Source organism: Solibacillus merdavium (genome assembly GCF_014836935.1).
Classification (GTDB): domain Bacteria; phylum Bacillota; class Bacilli; order Bacillales_A; family Planococcaceae; genus Solibacillus; species Solibacillus ferritrahens.
The window spans coordinates 551,051-568,328 of sequence record NZ_JACSPW010000001.1; the positions used below are offsets into that span (position 1 = coordinate 551,051).

Here is a 17,278-nt window from a genome sequence, read left to right on the forward strand (position 1 = left end):
ATTTAATTTACATCAAATTATTTATAGCAATAAAGGAAAAGTGCAAATTCGAATGCTGTAGAAGCGTGCGTCTTTGCAGTTTATCAATCAATGAGGTGAACTTATGGAAAGATTACAGAAAGTAATTGCATATGCAGGCGTTGCATCACGACGTAAAGCAGAGCAATTAATCGTAGAAGGTAAAGTAAAAGTTAATGGAGTAGTGGTAAAAGAGCTTGGAACAAAGGTTTCAAATTCGGACACGATTGAAGTAGAAGGCGTAAAGCTTGAAAAAGAGGATAAAGTATATTTCCTATTATATAAACCACGTGCCTATATTTCAGCTGTTACAGATGATAAAGGACGTAAAACAGTAACGGATATTTTCAAAAAGCATGTTCATCAACGTATATTCCCAGTAGGTCGTTTGGACTATGATACGACAGGCTTATTATTATTGACGAATGACGGGGATTTTTCAAACTTAATGACACACCCGAAATTTAAAATAGACAAAACATATATTGCACGTGTTAAAGGAATACCTACAAAGCAAGGGCTAATGAAGCTTCAAAATGGAATTAAGCTAGAAGACGGGAAAACTGCTCCAGCAAAAGTAAGCATGACAAGTTTTGATGAAAGTGCTGGGAAAGCAATTTGTGAAATTACAATCCATGAAGGGCGTAACCGTCAAGTGCGTCGTATGTTTGAAGCAATTGGGACACCGGTTGTGAAGTTAAAACGTGAGCGCTTTGCATTTTTGGATTTAACAGGATTGTCGCCTGGGGAATATCGTCAGCTAACAAAGCATGAAGTAAAACTATTGCGGGTACTGGCTGAAACAGGAAAAATAGATTACAACAATTAAAATAGTGGAAACGTTCATAAATCATTCATAATTAAAATAATTATCATTTTGTAATTATTTGCTATAATAGGCAACAGTAGTTGCTAAAAGGAAGGAGGTTTTTTGTTTGGAAAAAAAAAGAAAACGTTCTGTGACACGTGGCATTATACTAGCAATTTTAGCAATAGCGATTGGATATACAGTTTATGGTGCTGTAACGAAAGATAAACTAGAGGTAGTAAAGGCAGGGGCACAAGCGCCTGATTTTGAAGTAGTAGATTTGAATGGTGAAAAACATAGATTAAAAGATTACGAAGGAAAAGGTGTCGTTTTAAATTTTTGGGGAACATGGTGTGAACCATGTGAACGAGAATTCCCTGCTATGACACGCCAATATTCAGCATTTGCTAATAAAGGTGTACAAATTATTGCTGTCAATTTTGCACAGTCCGAATTTGAGGTTAAGAAGTATGTTGCCAATATGGGGATGACGTTCCCGGTTGCGATCGACAAAACGAAAAGCGTATTTACAGCCTACAGCATTGGGCCTCTTCCTACATCAATATTTATTAAACCAGATGGTACTATTGACCGTATTATAACTGGTGAAATGAGCGAGGAAAAAATCGCACAGTATATGGAGTCAATAAAGCCGGAATAGGAGTTTTAACGCAATGAATATAATACTTTGTGAATGCGGGCATGAAAATCCTGAAGGTACTAATCTCTGTCAAAAATGTGGATCTCCTTTAACATTGGAGGAAAAAAGCAAAAAAATTGCAGACATGCGGTACGAAGGGACAGCCATTCGTTCAAAAACTTACAACAAATCGATTATTGATAAAATATGGAATTTTTTCTCGAGTGTAAAGGTCGGCATTTCACTTATCATAATAAATTTAGTGGCAGCTTCCATCGGGACGATTTTACCACAGGAATTTTACGTTAGTGTAGCGACGGATGCAGAGAAGGAAAAATACTATTCAGATGTATATGGCTGGTTTGGAGAAATATATTATGCGTTAGGGTTATCGGATCTTTATTCTTCCCTTTGGTTCCAAATACTAGTATTAATGCTGGGCGTTTCTATTATTATTGCGAGTATTGACCGTGGTATCCCATTACATAAATCTTTAAAAAATCAGCGAGTAAAAAGACATACGAGCTTTATGAAGCGTCAACGCATTTATAGTGAAGGCAAGCCGAGTGAGAATACTGACCAAACATTACAGCTTGCTGAACAAACTTTAAAAAATCTAAAATATAATGTACGCCGTGAAGATGACGCGATATTGGCAGAGCGTGGGCGTTTTTCTCGCTATGGCGCTTATATAAACCATGTCGGACTTATCATATTTATAATAGCTGTTATGCTCCATTTAGTTCCTGGCTTCTACGTAGATGAGTCTATCTGGTTACGTGAAGGAGAAACACGGGCAATTCCGGGTATGGATGGTTATTTTTTGAAAAACGACCAATTTATATTGGAAACATACGATAATGATCCACAAGGTGAGCAAATTAAACAAGGAATTAATGTTGTCGCAAAAAATTACCAAACAGATGTTACATTATATAAACAACAGGAAAATGCTGTTCCAGGACAAGCTGAAGATTTGGAAGAAGTGAAGCAGTTTAATATCCGTGTGAATCATCCATTAAAGCATGAAGGTTATGCAGTTTACCAGATGGACTTCAGGCTGAATGAAATTAAAACAATGGTTTTTGACTTAACGCTTAAAGAAACTGAAGAATCACTTGGACAGGTTAGTATAGATTTAACAAATCCTCAAGACGAATACTTATTGGATAATGGAGCAAAAGTAGAATTAATGGGCTTTTATCCTGATTTTTCTGGGTTTAAGGAAGGTGTGCCGCAAACTGCTACACAAACACCGAATAATCCGGCATTTATATTTAAAATGAGTACTCCTGAGAAACCAGAAGGGGAAACAAGTTTTGTAGCTATTCAGCAAACCTTGGAGCCAGAAGGTAACAACATGTACAAAATGAAATTTGCAAATGTTGAAACACGTCATATGTCGGGCTTAATGGTCCGATACGATCGCACAATCCCTCTACTTATAGTCGGAGCGATTATCTTCATGGTCGGTGTAGTGATTGGTTCGTATTGGAATCACCGTCGTATATGGATTGAACAGTTGGAAGACGGTACAGTTCGTTTAGCAGCCCATACAAACAAAAACTGGTTTGGTATGAAGAAAGATTTAGACGTCTTAAAGAAGCATGCCCATATACCACAATACGTAGATCAGCTGGAATCAGAAAATAATGAACATGTTGAAACAGAAAAGGATGGTAAAACCTTATGAGTTTAATAGATTTAAGCGGTTATTTACTGTATGTTGCATTTTTTTGTTATTTATTTGGCACATTCCTATTTGGAGGGGCAATTAAAGAAAAAAATGATACAGCGGCAAGTCGAGCAGACAAATACGGTAAATTAGCAATCACCGTTACAATTATCGGCTTTGTTGCACAATTAGGTTATTTCATAACACGTTGGATTTATACAGGACATGCACCAGTTAGTAATATGTTTGAATTTACGACAGCATTCGGTATGTTCATCATCTTGTCTTTCATAGTTATTTTCTTTATGTATAAAGTGTCTGCATTGGGTGTTGTAGCGTTACCAATTGCACTTCTAATCATTGCATATGCTTCGATGTTCCCGACAGAGGTAAGTCCGTTAGTACCATCATTACAAAGTCATTGGTTAACAATTCATGTAATTACGGCAGCAATAGGTCAATCCATTTTTGGAATCAGTGCGGTAGCTGGTCTAATTTATTTACTGAAAAATGTAAATATGAATGAACGCTCAAAAGAGAGTTTTTGGCTGGAAACTGTTATGTTCTGCTGTGTATTAATTGTAGGTTTCGTGGCAGCTACTGTAACATTCAATGTCATGGATTATGAAGCGAAGTATGAATATGTCGATACTTTGGATAAAGTAAGTACTTCAACATATATGATGCCGCCGATTTTTGGTATGAATGAGTATGTAGAGCTAACAGAGGATCGCATGACTCCATTAGTAGAATTGCCTGCACTGATTGATGCGCGTAAATTAACAACAGTAGTATGGTCCGTTCTATTTGGTACGGTTATATATATTTTGATCCGCCTCATCTTTAGAAGAAAGGTAGCAACTATGTTCCAGCCGTTGGTAAAGCGAGTAAACTCTACGTTAATGGATGAAATTGCATACCGTACAGTTTTAATTGCATTCCCAATATTTACGCTCGGAGCACTGATTTTTGCAATGATTTGGGCGCAAAAAGCATGGGGACGCTTCTGGGGCTGGGATCCAAAAGAAGTTTGGGCACTTGTCACATGGCTATTCTATGCAGCGTTTTTACATTTACGTCTATCAAAAGGCTGGGAAGGTAAAAAAACTGCCTGGTTAACGGTAATAGGATTCCTAATCATTTTATTTAATTTAGTTGTCGTAAACTTAGTAATTGCTGGGTTACACTCTTACGCATAAAAATATTAATATGTCAAAAAGTTATAAAAGTTCAATCATTTTGGTTGAGCTTTTCTTTTCAATTGTACTTTTAAAAGGTACAATGGAGTAGAGAAATAGAGTTTTGAAAGGGGCAACATCAGTGTCAGAAAATATTTCTGTATTAATTGTAGATGATGAAGACCGCATTCGACGTTTATTAAAAATGTATTTAGAACGCGAAGGCTACGCAGTAGAAGAAGCAGAAAACGGAGAACAGGCACTTTCAATGGCGCTAGAAAAAGATTATCATTGTATTTTACTAGATATTATGATGCCTGAAAAAGACGGTTTGGAAGTTTGCGCTGAGCTGCGTGAAAAGAAAACAACACCGATTATTTTGTTGACAGCAAAAGGAGAAGAAGCAAACCGGGTTCAAGGTTTTGAACTAGGAGCTGATGACTATATTGTTAAACCATTTAGTCCACGTGAAGTTGTGCTGCGTGTAAAAGCTATTTTACGACGCTCAGCTGTATTTTCACCAGTATCGAATGCATCTTCATCAAAGGATTTAGTTGTATTCCCGCATTTAACAATCGACCACGATGCACACCGTGTAACGGCGGATGGTACAGAAGTAAATTTAACACCGAAAGAATATGAATTATTATACTTTTTAGCGAAATCTCCTGATAAAGTATTTGACCGTGAACAACTGTTAAAAGAAGTTTGGCATTACGATTTCTTTGGTGACCTCCGTACAGTAGATACACATGTTAAACGTTTACGAGAAAAGTTGAACCGCGTTTCTGAAAATGCGGCGAAAATGATTGTAACTGTTTGGGGTGTAGGCTATAAATTCGAGGTTGTAAATGATTAGAATAGCAACAAGTATTGTCGGGAAGCTATGGGTAACCATTTTGCTTCTCGTTTCATTTGTCCTGTTTATTTTCACGGTATTTATGCTGGAGTTTCTAGAAAGCTATCATAATGAACAATCTGAAATGTCTTTGAGACAAACTGCTGCAGCCATTGCTAGCATTGTTGATGAGGATGAATTGGATGATAAACAATTCGCAATCATTTCGGAGCTGTTAACAGAAACGACGAATGTCTTAATTGCGAAAAATCCAAATGAAGTGTTGTATTCAATGCAAGAAGGATTGAATAAAGAGGAAATACAGAAAAATATTATTTCAAACGAAGAATTAAGGGAAGTTTATGCAACTAACGAGCCAATTGTCAAAGAGCTCCTTCTGCCTTCGAATATTGATGAAAATAAAAAAATGAAATATATCGTTCTTGGCTTTCCTTTAAAAAGTGAAGAAGAGTTACACGGGGCGGTATTTATTTATAAAAACCCGGACGCATTAAATCAGACAAGTAATGAAACAACGAAAATTGTTTTTTTGGCAGCGGCTATTGCATTCATATTAACAACTATTTTTGCGTTTTTCCTTTCCTCCAAAATTACGTTGCCATTACGTAACATGCGTGAGCACGCATTTGAATTGGCAAAGGGTCGATTTGATTCGAAAATTGAAATAAAGCAGAATGATGAAATTGGTCAGCTAGCAGTAGCCTTTAACCAAATGGGGCGCCAATTAAAGCACCATTTAGAAGTGATTAATCAAGAAAAAGAGCAATTATCCAGTATATTAACATCGATGACAGATTCTGTAATAACTTTTAATCGTGATAAAACAATTTTGGTCAGTAATCCTCCTGCAGAGCGCTTGCTTCAAAAATGGTTTATCGAAAAAGGCTTAAACAGTTCAAAGCCGATTCCTGAAGAGCTTTATCAAATGCTTGACCATGTCCTAAGTTTTGAAGATCAGCTTGACGAAGAGTTACAGATGGGAAAATCTTATTATAGTATTACTATTAGCCCCCTCTATAGCGGAGATTCAATTCGTGGTGCAGTCGCTGTTATACGAGATAAAACAGAGGAGACAAAGTTGGAAAAGCTGAAGTCGGACTTCATTGCCAATGTTTCGCATGAGTTGCGAACACCGATAGCGATGCTACAAGGTTATTCTGAAGCCATTATAGATGGTGTTGTCACAACAGAAGAGGAACGCACTGATATGATTCGCATTATTTATGATGAGTCCCAACGGATGAGCCGACTCGTTACGGATTTACTGGATTTGGCACGAATGGAGTCAGGTCATATGAGTCTTTATAAAGATGATGTGCCATTAGTATCGGTAATTGAACGTATGACACATAAGTTTGATCAGACGGCAAAAGAAAACCATGTCCATCTTCTTTTTGAAACCGACTTTTCGGAAGATGCACTCATTCCGATTGATGAAGATCGCATTGAGCAAGTGTTAACGAATTTAATCGATAATGCAATCCGCCATACGCCGGCTGAAGGCTCAGTTACAGTATCGATAACAAATGAGCAGAAATTTGCTAAGGTTCAAGTGAAGGACACTGGTCGAGGAATACACCAAGATGACTTACCTTATGTATTTGAACGCTTTTATAAAGCGGATAAAGCACGGACGCGTTCAAAAGGTGGAACAGGCTTAGGGTTAGCGATTACAAAAAATATAGTAGAAGCGCATAACGGTACGATTTCTGTGGATAGTGTGGAACAGCAAGGAACAACCTTTACATTTTATTTACCATTAAATTAACAAAATCGTAGTAGGAAAAGTTTATCATTTTGTTCTCAAAGTGGTAAACTTTTATTTTTAACAAGTTAATTCATAATTATATTCCATGGTATTGTAACTTTTACTGTTTGAAAACGACAAATAATTAGAACGGAGGTGGGATGGGTGCAACAGTCCATTTTCCATCGATTATACGATATGTATCATCAGGATGTTTTTAATTTTCTTTTTTATTTAGTGAAAAACCGGACAGCGGCGGAGGATCTTTCTCATGAAGTGTACGTACGTGTACTGAAATCGTATGAACGTTTTGAAGGGAAAAGCTCTGAAAAAACGTGGCTTTTCTCAATTGCGAAAAATGTGGCAATTGATTATTTCAGAAAAAAACAGGTTCGGGATAAGCATGCATTTACCGCATTTGATTGGGAAACGGAGCAGCTTGTAAGCCCCGTACCTTCACCAGAACAGTCTATGGAATTAAACGATGAACTAAGTCGATTACTGCTTGCATTGGAACGATGCTCGGGGGATCAGAAAATGGTGATTATTATGCGCTATCTTCAGGAACTTACGATACAGGAAACGGCTGATATATTAGGATGGACCACAGGTAAGGTTAAAACGACACAGCACCGGGCATTAAAAAATTTAAGACAGCTATTGGAAGCACAAGATGGAAAGGAGGCGAATTCATTATGAAAAAGGAGCGTTGGGATGAGGAAAACCTGGAACAACTCCTAAAACAGGCCCCGAAAGTAACCGATCATCGAACAAAGGATGAAATATTCAATCGTTTAAAGGATGATGGAGCATTTAATGAACAGCCGCCTCAAATACAACAGCCTAATCAAAAAGGGATTCGCTGGGCACCGCTTCTAGTATCGATCGCATCCTTATTTATTATAGTTTTGATTGGTGCACAGTTTTTAGGGAATGATCAGTCCATCTCGATGGAACAGAATACATTTGATATGGCAACTACAGAATCGGAAGAAAGCGCCAAAATGAGTAGGACCGAGGATGTAAGTGACCCCTCGACAATTTCTAATTTTTCATTGGATGCACAAGCTGAACAGACATTAATTTATGAAAGCCAGCTTGAAGGAGTAACATTATTTAAAATTGGTCTTGCTGGTGATGATGCAGAAAGCGTTCCTGTCAGTATATTAATACCTAATGAAGTTGTGGTAGATAAGCTTGGGACCGATAACCCGACAACATTGGAGCTTTATAAAACTTTTAGTCCATTACTCGATGAACAAATGATGGGGTTTAATGAGTATCACCCGTTAAAAGGCGAATTGCGTGAAGAGGGAGATAGGCTTATTCACACATTACCTGATGACCACGGATATGATACAAGTTCTGCTACACTATCTAATTATTTCGGCTCCCTTGTGGATACATTCGGAAATTCGTACGAAGAGGTACAAATTGAAGATGCAAAAGGGGAAGTCGTCTATTTTGATTATGTTGGCGAAACGGCACAGTCTTTTCAATTGAAAGGGGAGCAGACACAATACAATTATTTTATGTATCAAATGAGGGATGGGGCAGTTTATTCAAGTCCTAATTTTCGTATGACCTTTCCTAACGTGACTGAGGCGATCGATAATATGACAACGGAAGCAAACGATATATATCGTACTGTCATTTTACCTGGAATTTCATTAAAAGTAGAGGATGAAGGGGATATCGTTACTGTAACATTCGAACAAGCACTTGATTTGGAACAATATGATGCTGCCCAAGCAATGCGTATGATAGAAGGATTAATTTTAACGGCAGCAAGTTTTGATAAACAAATTAAATTTGAAAAAATTGTGCAAGAAAATTGGAGTGGTTTTGACTTCACGAAGCCTTTAGAGAAGCCAATCGCGGGGAACCTACTGTTCTATAACTTTTAAATAAAACAAATGAATTTACTCGGAATTGTAAGCAATGGTCTTTACAATTCCGTTTTTATATATATAATAGAAATTGTAACAAGAATTTTGTTGCACAATTTCATATTGATTCATCTTCGGGGCAGGGTGTAATTCCCGACCGGCGGTAATTAAAGTTGTAGCCTCTGACCATTTACTTGGAGGACGTTACAGTAAACTTTTCGAGCCCGCGAGCCACTTTTTGTGTGCAGGATTTGGTGCGATTCCAAAGCCGACAGTATAGTCTGGATGGGAGAAGGTGAAGGTACGGTCGTCATTTTATGAAAATGTCGTGCTTTTGTAGTACCGTTAATAATTTCCTTAACTATGAGCGGAATGTCTTTCGTATACATATTTTTAAGGGGATTTACTACAAAATGCATAAGTAGACTTTTATTTAAGTGTGCCTATTTCTCCCTTATGCTCTTTTTTGCATAAGGGTTTTTTCATGAATGATTTGATACGTCCTTTCTTCTTGCGAGATGGAATCAGCAAAGAGGAGAGATTTCTATGCAAAAGAGAAGTTTGAAGTTACGGTCATTCGTAACAATCGCTATGCTAAGTGGGATTTCATTCATATTAATGCTACTGAATTTCCCATTACCTTGGTTTCCTGTATTTTTGCAGATTGATTTTAGTGATGTACCTGCATTAATAGCGGCGATTACGATGGGACCTGTCGCAGGTATTCTTGTTGAACTGGTTAAGAATGTACTTGATTGGATTTATACGGGAGCTCCAGAAGGAATTCCGGTAGGTCACATGGCAAACTTTGCAACAGGCGTATTATTCATTTTACCAGCTTACTATATTTACAAAAAGTTCCCTTCTGCAAAAGGGTTAATTTCTGGCTTAGTCGTTTCGACGGTTGTAATGTCGTTGGGAATGGCTGTATTAAATTACGTAGCGTTCCTACCACTATATACGTATTTACTGGGCTTTGAATATGATATGTACGAAACGATAGTATTGGGTATTTTACCGTTTAATATAGTTAAAGGAATTATGATGCTAGTTGTCGTGACGATGATTTACCGTTCGATGCGTGTATGGATTGAACAACAGCGCCGACAATATTTAGCTTAACTAAATAAAAGCACAAGGAGTTATGTCATAAAGGATTGTTTTTATGACATAACTCCTTTTTATTTGCTGGAAGATTGTTAGTTTATGTGTCTTAAGTTATATGGAAATAATTATTACTATTGTAATCATAGTAATTCACTGTTATCATAATGTACATTGTTGTGAAAAATCTGGCTATTTCGTCAAAAGACCAACATTATATTACTTCTTTAGGAGAGATGACGATGGAGAAAAAAATACCATTTTCAACATACGCAGTAATTGGGACGATGCTGTTCGGTATGTTTTTTGGTGCGGGTAATTTAATTTTCCCGATACAAATGGGCCAGTTAGCAGGTACGAATTATTGGCTGGCGTTAATTGGTTTTTTAATAACGGCAATAGGGCTGCCGTTTTTAGGTATTCTTGCAATTGGCCTTTCTGGAAGTAATGGATTGCGTGATTTAGCGAGTAAAGTACACCCGGTATTTGGTTTATTATTTGCATTGGCATTATATTTAACTATTGGACCATTTTTTGCTATTCCACGTACTGCAACGGTACCTTTTGTAGTTGGATTTGAACCTTTTATCGATCCGTCTCAAATAACATTATGGCTAGCGGTATTTAGCTTTGTATTTTTTGCTATCGTATTTTATTTTTCGTTAAATCCAGCGAAAATTATGGATATTATCGGGAAATACTTAACACCGGCATTCTTGATTTTTCTGTTTGTTTTAATCGGGATCAGTTTATTTTCGCCAATGGGTGATTTTGTAGAGCCTGTTGGGGCATATATAAATGATGCGTTTATGACAGGGTTTAAAGAAGGTTACAATACGATGGACGCGCTTGCTTCACTTGCATTCGGTATTGTAGTTATTCATGCGATTAAGCGAACGGGTATTACCGATAAAAAAGAAATTGCAAAAGCGACTTGGAAATCGGGTATTTTTGCGATGGCTTTAATGATGCTTATATATGGTCTCATTACTTATATGGGTTCATCAAGTGTAACGGCGATTGGAACTTATGAGAATGGTGGTCAAATTTTCGCGGCTGTAGCGGATTATTACTTTGGTTCGTACGGGGCAATTTTACTAGCTATTATTATTGTGTTGGCATGCTTGAAAACAAGTATTGGGTTAATTACATCGTGTAGTGAATTCTTCCATGAAGTATTTCCGAAAGTGAGCTATAAAGCATTTGTTGTACTGCTGTGTCTTGTATCGTTCGTTATTGCGAATGTCGGATTAACAAATATTATTACATATGCAGTACCGGTGTTAATGTTCTTATATCCTTTGGCAATTGTCTTAATTATTTTAGCGCTTTTCGGACCGTTGTTTGGTTATAAACAATCAGTTTTTGCGACAGCTATTTTATTTACATTCTTTATTAGTGTTATCGATGGCTACAATGCATTAATCGAAAGTGTCCCAGCGTTTAAAGGAAACTTATTATCATCAATTTCAGCTGTATATATGGATTATTTACCTCTTTATACAATCGGTTTAGGTTGGATTGTTCCAGCGTTAATTGGGGCAGTTATCGGATTGTGTATTCCGAATAGTATTAACAAAAAAGTTGAATAGAAATGGGTGTGTAAAAGTTGAAAATCTTTTACACACCCATTTTTCGTTTCTAATGTACATTTTGTTTTTTGAAGCTGCCACCTTTTACTTCTACAACTTCATAAACAGTGACAAAAGCATTAGGGTCAATTTCACGAATGATAATTTTCATTTTACTTTCTTCCATTCGGTTAATTACACATGTAATTTCTTTAAACTCCTGGTTGGAATAAGCGCCGTAAACGGTATTAAAAGTAGCGCTACGTCCTAAACGATCTCGGATTGTCTCCACCATATTTACAGGTTCGCTTGTAATAATTTTATACGTTTTAGAACCGCTTAACCCTTCCTCAACAACGATAATAACCTTCGACGCGATATAGTAGGCAATTGCTGATAATAAAGCACCCTTAAAGCCGAACACAAACGAAACAATAATGAAGACGAAAAAGTTTAAAAATAAAATTAAATCACTCGTACTAAACGGGAGCTTTCTAGAAAGCAATACTGCAAGCATATCAATACCATCCAATGCACCACCATTACGTAGTGCCAGCCCCATACCGATACCTAAAATAATCCCCCCAACAACGGTAATCAATAACGCGTCCCCGGTCACGATTGTCGGGACATGGTGCATAAGGGATGTACCAATTGCTAAAGAAGCAATTCCGAGAATAGAATTGATTGCAAAGGTTTTACCGATTTGTTTATAACCTAAGTAAACGAATGGAATATTAAGTAAAGCAATTAACATACCTAAAGGTAATGGTGTTAATTGTGAAATTACGATACTAATCCCTGTAATTCCTCCATCGGAAACGTTATTTGGAATTAATACGGATTCTAAACCGTAAGCGGCGATAAAACCTCCGATAATAACAATGATTTTTTGTCCGATAGACTTTGCGATGTTTTTTTGCTTTGACATAAATCTCCTCCTCAAATATATCGTAATAATTATACATGAATAATACTATGATTTCTTTTCAACACTATAATAATTTGAAATTTTGTGATTAAACCAGATAATTTCTCGATTTTATATCTCAAGGATCCTTGAATTTCATATTTCCATTTTCATGAAATTTAAAAGGAAATCAGCAGTGGGGTTTTATATAAAAGTATTTTAACCTTTAATTTGGATAATTTACCGAAGTCATAGAATTTTTATGTCTGAATTCGTTGGTTGTATTATATTATTTATCTGAACGAGCTGGATTTAGTGAATAAAAAAGCTATCTGGAAAAAATGCTTTTTCCAGATAGCTTTTATTAAAGAATTGGAGTTTATTGACCCGCTGAATCTAATGCGTCTAAATCTTCAATTGGTTTTGCGTTTTTCAGTACTTCGGCAGGGATTGTAATTGTTGTTGCTGCATTGAAGTCTGAATATTTTATTGTTGATTTACTTTCAATATCCATAACAACACCTTCAATATTTATGCCCATTCCGAAGTCCATTACCATTTCTTCGATGTCAAAAGTTTTTTTGTTAATTTTAATTTCATAGTTGAAATTACCGAACTTCATGTTTTTCATTTCAGCTAGAACTTCTTCATCCAATCCTAAGTTCATAGCAGATAACTGCTCTTCAACTAACGCGGTAAATTTATCACCAGCTCCTGTTAATTTTAAAGTATAGTAATCTTCATTTTCTTGAATTGTGAAATGAGTAGCAAATTGTTGTAGCATTTTTAATTGATCCGCTGCATTAATTTGTGTGCCGGATTGAGCTAATAACTCCTCATACATATCTGAAGGGAATTTCATCCAAGATTTTGTCGTTCCTTCGTACAAATACATGCCATCTTTTTCAGTCATATACATTTTCAATGGCATTTCAATAGATTTTCCTGTCGTTGGATCAACCGTAGAGATTGTACCATCAGCAAAGAACTGCATAGGTTTGTTGACAATCGACATATCCATTTTTGTGTTAGTATCGATTTTAATTTGTTCTTCGCCTTCTTCGATTTCCATCGATTGTGTCATTGTCATTGTAGCCTTCATGCTAGTTGTAGTTTGCTGTTTTTCAATAGCCTTTGTAAAAACAGTTTCTAATAGCGCTGTATCTTGAGAAGTTGTTGAAGGTTGTTCTTCTTTTGGTTCAGTTGGCTCAACAGTTTCTGTATCTTCTTCTATAAGTTCGTTCATTACATTGAAAATAACAGTTGCTAGCTGACCGCGTGTAATAGAGTTCTCAACACCAAATTCCGTGTCACTTACACCGTTTATAATACCATATTCATATAATGCTGATACGTAATAATAGTATTCATTGTCTTCTGGTACATCATCAAATGAGCTACCCTCTTCAGCTTCTAATTCTAATACTTGTGCAAGCATATAGGCGAATTCGCCACGTGTAATTGTTTCGTTTGGCTCGACTGTGTTATCTTCATAAATTTCGATTGCATCAAACGCTGCTAATGCTGCAATAGGACCGTAATATTGGTGGGATACTGGGATGTCTGCGAATTTCGGATTTACTACGTTTTTTGTATCAAGACCAAGTGCACCAGCAAGCATTTTCGCTGCTTGTCCACGTGTCACATCCTGAGCTGGTTTATATGTGCCATCTGAATAACCGCTAATAATTCCAGCTGCATGTAATTCTGTGATTGCCTTAAAATGTGCGTTATTCTCAGTCACATCTGTAAAAGCACCTGATGCTGAAGCTGGAGCTACCGCTACTGCAGTCGCTGCTAATGAGGCAACTGCTACTGTGTAAAATTTCTTTTTCATATTCATATATCCTCCTAGAATCTATTGTGCCTCAGCCGAACTACACATAAATTATGCATAAGCTGCTAAAGGCTTTATCTAAATTCATTTGCTGTTTTGAGCAGCAAGCGAATTCGAAACAAAGTAAGTCGTAAACGTCAGGAAAGATAAATATCTCTCAAACTTCAGTGACGGTCCGATTTGGTTGTTTTATATAGTTGAAAGGAGAAGGGATGTACTGTTTTCAGCTATCCTCTTCTTTTACTTATTCAGTCGAAATCCACTATAAAGTATTTTACATAATTTTTTCAAATAAATCCATAATTATCTAATTTTTATCTTTTAAGTATCTGCTGATAAAGAAATAAGAAAATTAAATATGAAGTTCATTCAATAACGAGGAACTATAGTCAGAATTACATAGGCGCTTTGTATAGCTGCGTAATTCGGTTGGGGAATCATGTAATCCTAACGGAAATTAGATTTTTAAAGAGTGACCCGCTTATTGAATAGGTATCCAAAATTGCCGTACTGTTAATTATTCTATTATATCGGCGCTATTGTATTACTAATTAATGGTAATTTACATCAAGTTCACATAAATGAGCGAATATTCGAATTCTGAGATTAATTTGTTCTAATATTCATATGTTAGTTTTTATAACATTGAATTGACAAAGTACCTAACATTGATTTAAAGTTAAATCAAGAAAGGGAGGCGAGAGGATGAGTCGAGAATTTCGAAGAGCGATGCCGTTATTGCCGATTAGCATGGTTATGCAACTAACCGACTTAACGGCAAGACAAATCCGTTACTATGAAGAACATGAACTAATCGTCCCTGCCAGATCAGAAGGAAATAGGAGAATGTTTTCTTTAGATGATATTGATGCCCTATTGGAAATCAGAGAGTTACTTGACCAGGGTATTAATATGGCAGGTATAAAAAAGGTATTTGCCATGCGGACGAAAGACTATGTTACGAATACTGACATTGTGCGAATGTCCGATACAGAACTAAGGGCAATACTGCGTGAAGAAATGCAACAAGCTCAGCGAATGCAAAAAACTTCGCTACGACAAGGCGACTTATCGCGTTTCTTTCAATTCTAAAAAAAGATAAAAACATAATTAGGGGAGTGTTGAATAATGGCAAATACAGTTATTAATAAAGCGGGCAAAGCAACTAAAGAGAGTATCAAAAAAATTGTGGCTGACAAGAATGTGAAGTTTATTCGTCTACAATTTACGGATATTTTAGGTACAATTAAAAATGTTGAAATTCCAGTAAGTCAATTAGATAAAGCTTTAGATAATAAGATGATGTTTGATGGATCTTCAATTGAAGGATTCGTTCGTATTGAAGAATCTGACATGTATTTACGTCCTGATTTAGATACTTTCATGATTTTCCCTTGGACGGCTGAAAAAGGTAAAGTAGCTCGTTTAATTTGTGATATCGCACGACCGGACGGCTCACCTTTTGAAGGAGATCCCCGTTCAAACTTAAAACGTATGTTAAAGGAAATGGAAGAGCTTGGATTCACAGGCTTCAACTTAGGGCCGGAACCAGAATTCTTCTTATTTAAACTAGATGAAAAAGGTAATCCAACATTGGAACTTAATGATGACGGTGGCTACTTCGATTTAGCGCCAACTGATCTAGGTGAAAACTGTCGTCGTGATATTGTGCTTGAGCTTGAAGAAATGGGCTTTGAAGTAGAAGCATCTCACCATGAGGTAGCGCCTGGTCAGCACGAAATCGATTTTAAATACGCTAATGCGATCGAAGCGTGTGATAACATCCAAACGTTCAAGTTAGTTGTAAAAACAATTGCACGTAAACACGGCTTACATGCAACATTTATGCCAAAACCGTTATTTGGTGTAAACGGTTCAGGCATGCACTTCAACTTATCGTTATTCCAAGGCGACAAAAATGCGTTCTGGGATGAAGGGGCAGATTTACAGTTATCAAAAACGGCTAAGCACTTCTTAGCGGGTGTATTAAAGCATGTTCAAGGTTTCACTGCAGTAACTAATCCAACTGTAAACTCATATAAACGTTTAGTACCTGGCTATGAAGCACCTTGCTATGTTGCATGGTCACCGAAAAACCGTTCACCATTAGTACGTATTCCAGAATCTCGTGGTCTATCAACTCGTATTGAACTACGCTCAGTAGATCCATCAGCAAACCCATACTTAGCAATGGCAGTTATTTTAGCGGCAGGTTTAGATGGCGTGAAAAACGAAATCGAACCACCAGCACCAGTGGACCGCAACATATATGTAATGAATGCACAGGAGCGTGCGGCAAACGGCATTGATAGCTTACCAGGTTCTTTAGATGCAGCATTAGCGACTTTAGCTAAAGATGAAGTCATTATAAACGCATTAGGCGAGCACATTTACGCTAACTTTAAAGAGGCGAAAGAAGTAGAGTTCGATATGTTCCGCACATCTGTGCATCAGTGGGAACGCGATCAATATATGAAAATGTACTAAGAGGAAAGCGTTGGGGCTATAGGCTCCAACGCTTTTTTATTTTTGTTGCCCACAAGCTGATTTTTGATTGCCCACATTTTGCCCACAAACTTTTTTATTGCCCCAATTTTTCCATGTATTCATCAAAATTATGAAGGGTATTTTATGCATGTTTATGCGATATGTGCGCATAAGTATTAATCGTGGTAGTAGCAGATTCATGACCTAATCTGTCAGCAATCGATTTCATATCCCATCTAGCCTCAATAAGCATTGCCACATGCGTATGACGGGTAGAGTGAATCGGAATTGGCTCAAGTTCTAAATGTTCTTGAGCAGATTTAAAGGCGTTCCAGAGGGTTGATTTTGAAATTGGGTTTCCATCATCACGACCAAACACAAGGTTTAGTTCATGATTATAAAGACTACCGACAAGCATCTTCTGTTCGGTACGATACTTTACATATGTTTTGAGTTTTTGCATATATTTTGGACGCATTTTGATGATGCGGGTAGAGGAATAGGTTTTCGGATCACCGAGGAGAGCTAATTGAATATGCTCACAAGGTTAATAAA

At 36.8% G+C, this 17,278-nt stretch carries 15 protein-coding genes and 1 riboswitch; of the genes, 12 read left to right on the plus strand and 3 right to left on the minus strand.

The window, feature by feature from the left end; translation table 11 throughout:
• Positions 1-103: 103 nt before the first annotated feature.
• The 10 genes from H9632_RS02615 to brnQ all read left to right on the plus strand — a co-directional run bounded on the left by H9632_RS02615 (position 104) and on the right by brnQ (position 11,510).
• Positions 104-847, plus strand: coding sequence for a pseudouridine synthase (locus tag H9632_RS02615; RefSeq protein WP_191702558.1), 744 nt, complete (start codon positions 104-106; stop codon positions 845-847).
• 106 nt (positions 848-953) lie between these two features.
• Complete coding sequence (resA, locus tag H9632_RS02620; protein WP_191702559.1) at positions 954-1,487, plus strand: thiol-disulfide oxidoreductase ResA; 534 nt, start codon at positions 954-956, stop codon at positions 1,485-1,487.
• Positions 1,488-1,500: 13 nt separating this feature from the next.
• Complete coding sequence (locus H9632_RS02625) at positions 1,501-3,159, plus strand: cytochrome c biogenesis protein ResB (protein WP_191702560.1); 1,659 nt, start codon at positions 1,501-1,503, stop codon at positions 3,157-3,159.
• Positions 3,156-4,340, plus strand: a complete 1,185-nt coding sequence (gene ccsB / locus H9632_RS02630) for a c-type cytochrome biogenesis protein CcsB (RefSeq protein WP_191702561.1) — start codon at positions 3,156-3,158, stop codon at positions 4,338-4,340. The genes H9632_RS02625 and ccsB overlap by 4 nt, the downstream gene beginning before the upstream one ends.
• A 121-nt stretch (positions 4,341-4,461) precedes the next feature.
• Positions 4,462-5,178 carry a response regulator transcription factor gene (locus H9632_RS02635; protein WP_191702562.1) on the plus strand — a complete coding sequence of 239 codons (717 nt, stop codon included), beginning with the start codon at positions 4,462-4,464 and terminating at the stop codon, positions 5,176-5,178.
• The gene (locus H9632_RS02640) at positions 5,171-6,946 is read left to right on the plus strand and encodes an ATP-binding protein (RefSeq protein WP_191702563.1); all 1,776 of its coding nucleotides are present in this window, start codon (positions 5,171-5,173) and stop codon (positions 6,944-6,946) included. The genes H9632_RS02635 and H9632_RS02640 overlap by 8 nt, the downstream gene beginning before the upstream one ends.
• A gap of 144 nt (positions 6,947-7,090) precedes the next feature.
• On the plus strand, positions 7,091-7,624 hold the full coding sequence (locus tag H9632_RS02645; RefSeq protein ID WP_191702564.1) for an RNA polymerase sigma factor SigX: 534 nt from the start codon (positions 7,091-7,093) through the stop codon (positions 7,622-7,624).
• Positions 7,621-8,832 carry a hypothetical protein gene (locus tag H9632_RS02650; protein WP_191702565.1) on the plus strand — a complete coding sequence of 404 codons (1,212 nt, stop codon included), beginning with the start codon at positions 7,621-7,623 and terminating at the stop codon, positions 8,830-8,832. Before H9632_RS02645 ends, H9632_RS02650 begins: the two co-directional genes overlap by 4 nt.
• Positions 8,833-8,940: 108 nt before the next feature.
• Positions 8,941-9,115, plus strand: a riboswitch (FMN riboswitch).
• A 245-nt stretch (positions 9,116-9,360) separates the two neighbouring features.
• Positions 9,361-9,936 carry an ECF transporter S component gene (locus H9632_RS02655; protein WP_225223622.1) on the plus strand — a complete coding sequence of 192 codons (576 nt, stop codon included), beginning with the start codon at positions 9,361-9,363 and terminating at the stop codon, positions 9,934-9,936.
• A 224-nt stretch (positions 9,937-10,160) separates the two neighbouring features.
• Entirely contained in the window at positions 10,161-11,510 is a 1,350-nt protein-coding gene (brnQ, locus tag H9632_RS02660; RefSeq protein WP_191702566.1) for a branched-chain amino acid transport system II carrier protein, read from the plus strand.
• A gap of 49 nt (positions 11,511-11,559) precedes the next feature.
• Here brnQ and H9632_RS02665 read toward each other — a convergent pair whose 3' ends face one another.
• Both H9632_RS02665 and H9632_RS02670 read right to left on the minus strand, forming a co-directional pair.
• On the minus strand, positions 11,560-12,420 hold the full coding sequence (locus H9632_RS02665; RefSeq protein WP_191702567.1) for a YitT family protein: 861 nt from the start codon (positions 12,418-12,420) through the stop codon (positions 11,560-11,562).
• 358 nt (positions 12,421-12,778) lie between these two features.
• Complete coding sequence (locus tag H9632_RS02670) at positions 12,779-14,236, minus strand: S-layer homology domain-containing protein (RefSeq protein WP_225223623.1); 1,458 nt, start codon at positions 14,234-14,236, stop codon at positions 12,779-12,781.
• A 705-nt stretch (positions 14,237-14,941) separates the two neighbouring features.
• Here H9632_RS02670 and H9632_RS02675 point away from each other — a divergent pair.
• Together H9632_RS02675 and glnA are read left to right on the plus strand one after the other, a co-directional pair.
• Positions 14,942-15,328, plus strand: coding sequence for a MerR family transcriptional regulator (locus H9632_RS02675; protein ID WP_191698209.1), 387 nt, complete (start codon positions 14,942-14,944; stop codon positions 15,326-15,328).
• Between the two features lie 36 nt (positions 15,329-15,364).
• A complete protein-coding gene (glnA, locus tag H9632_RS02680) occupies positions 15,365-16,723 on the plus strand; it encodes a type I glutamate--ammonia ligase (protein WP_191702569.1) in 1,359 nt (452 codons plus the stop codon).
• 142 nt (positions 16,724-16,865) lie between these two features.
• Here the strand turns inward: glnA and H9632_RS02685 are convergent, their stop codons facing one another.
• On the minus strand, positions 16,866-17,258 hold the full coding sequence (locus H9632_RS02685) for a tyrosine-type recombinase/integrase (RefSeq protein ID WP_318247664.1): 393 nt from the start codon (positions 17,256-17,258) through the stop codon (positions 16,866-16,868).
• Between the last annotated feature and the right edge of the window lie 20 nt (positions 17,259-17,278).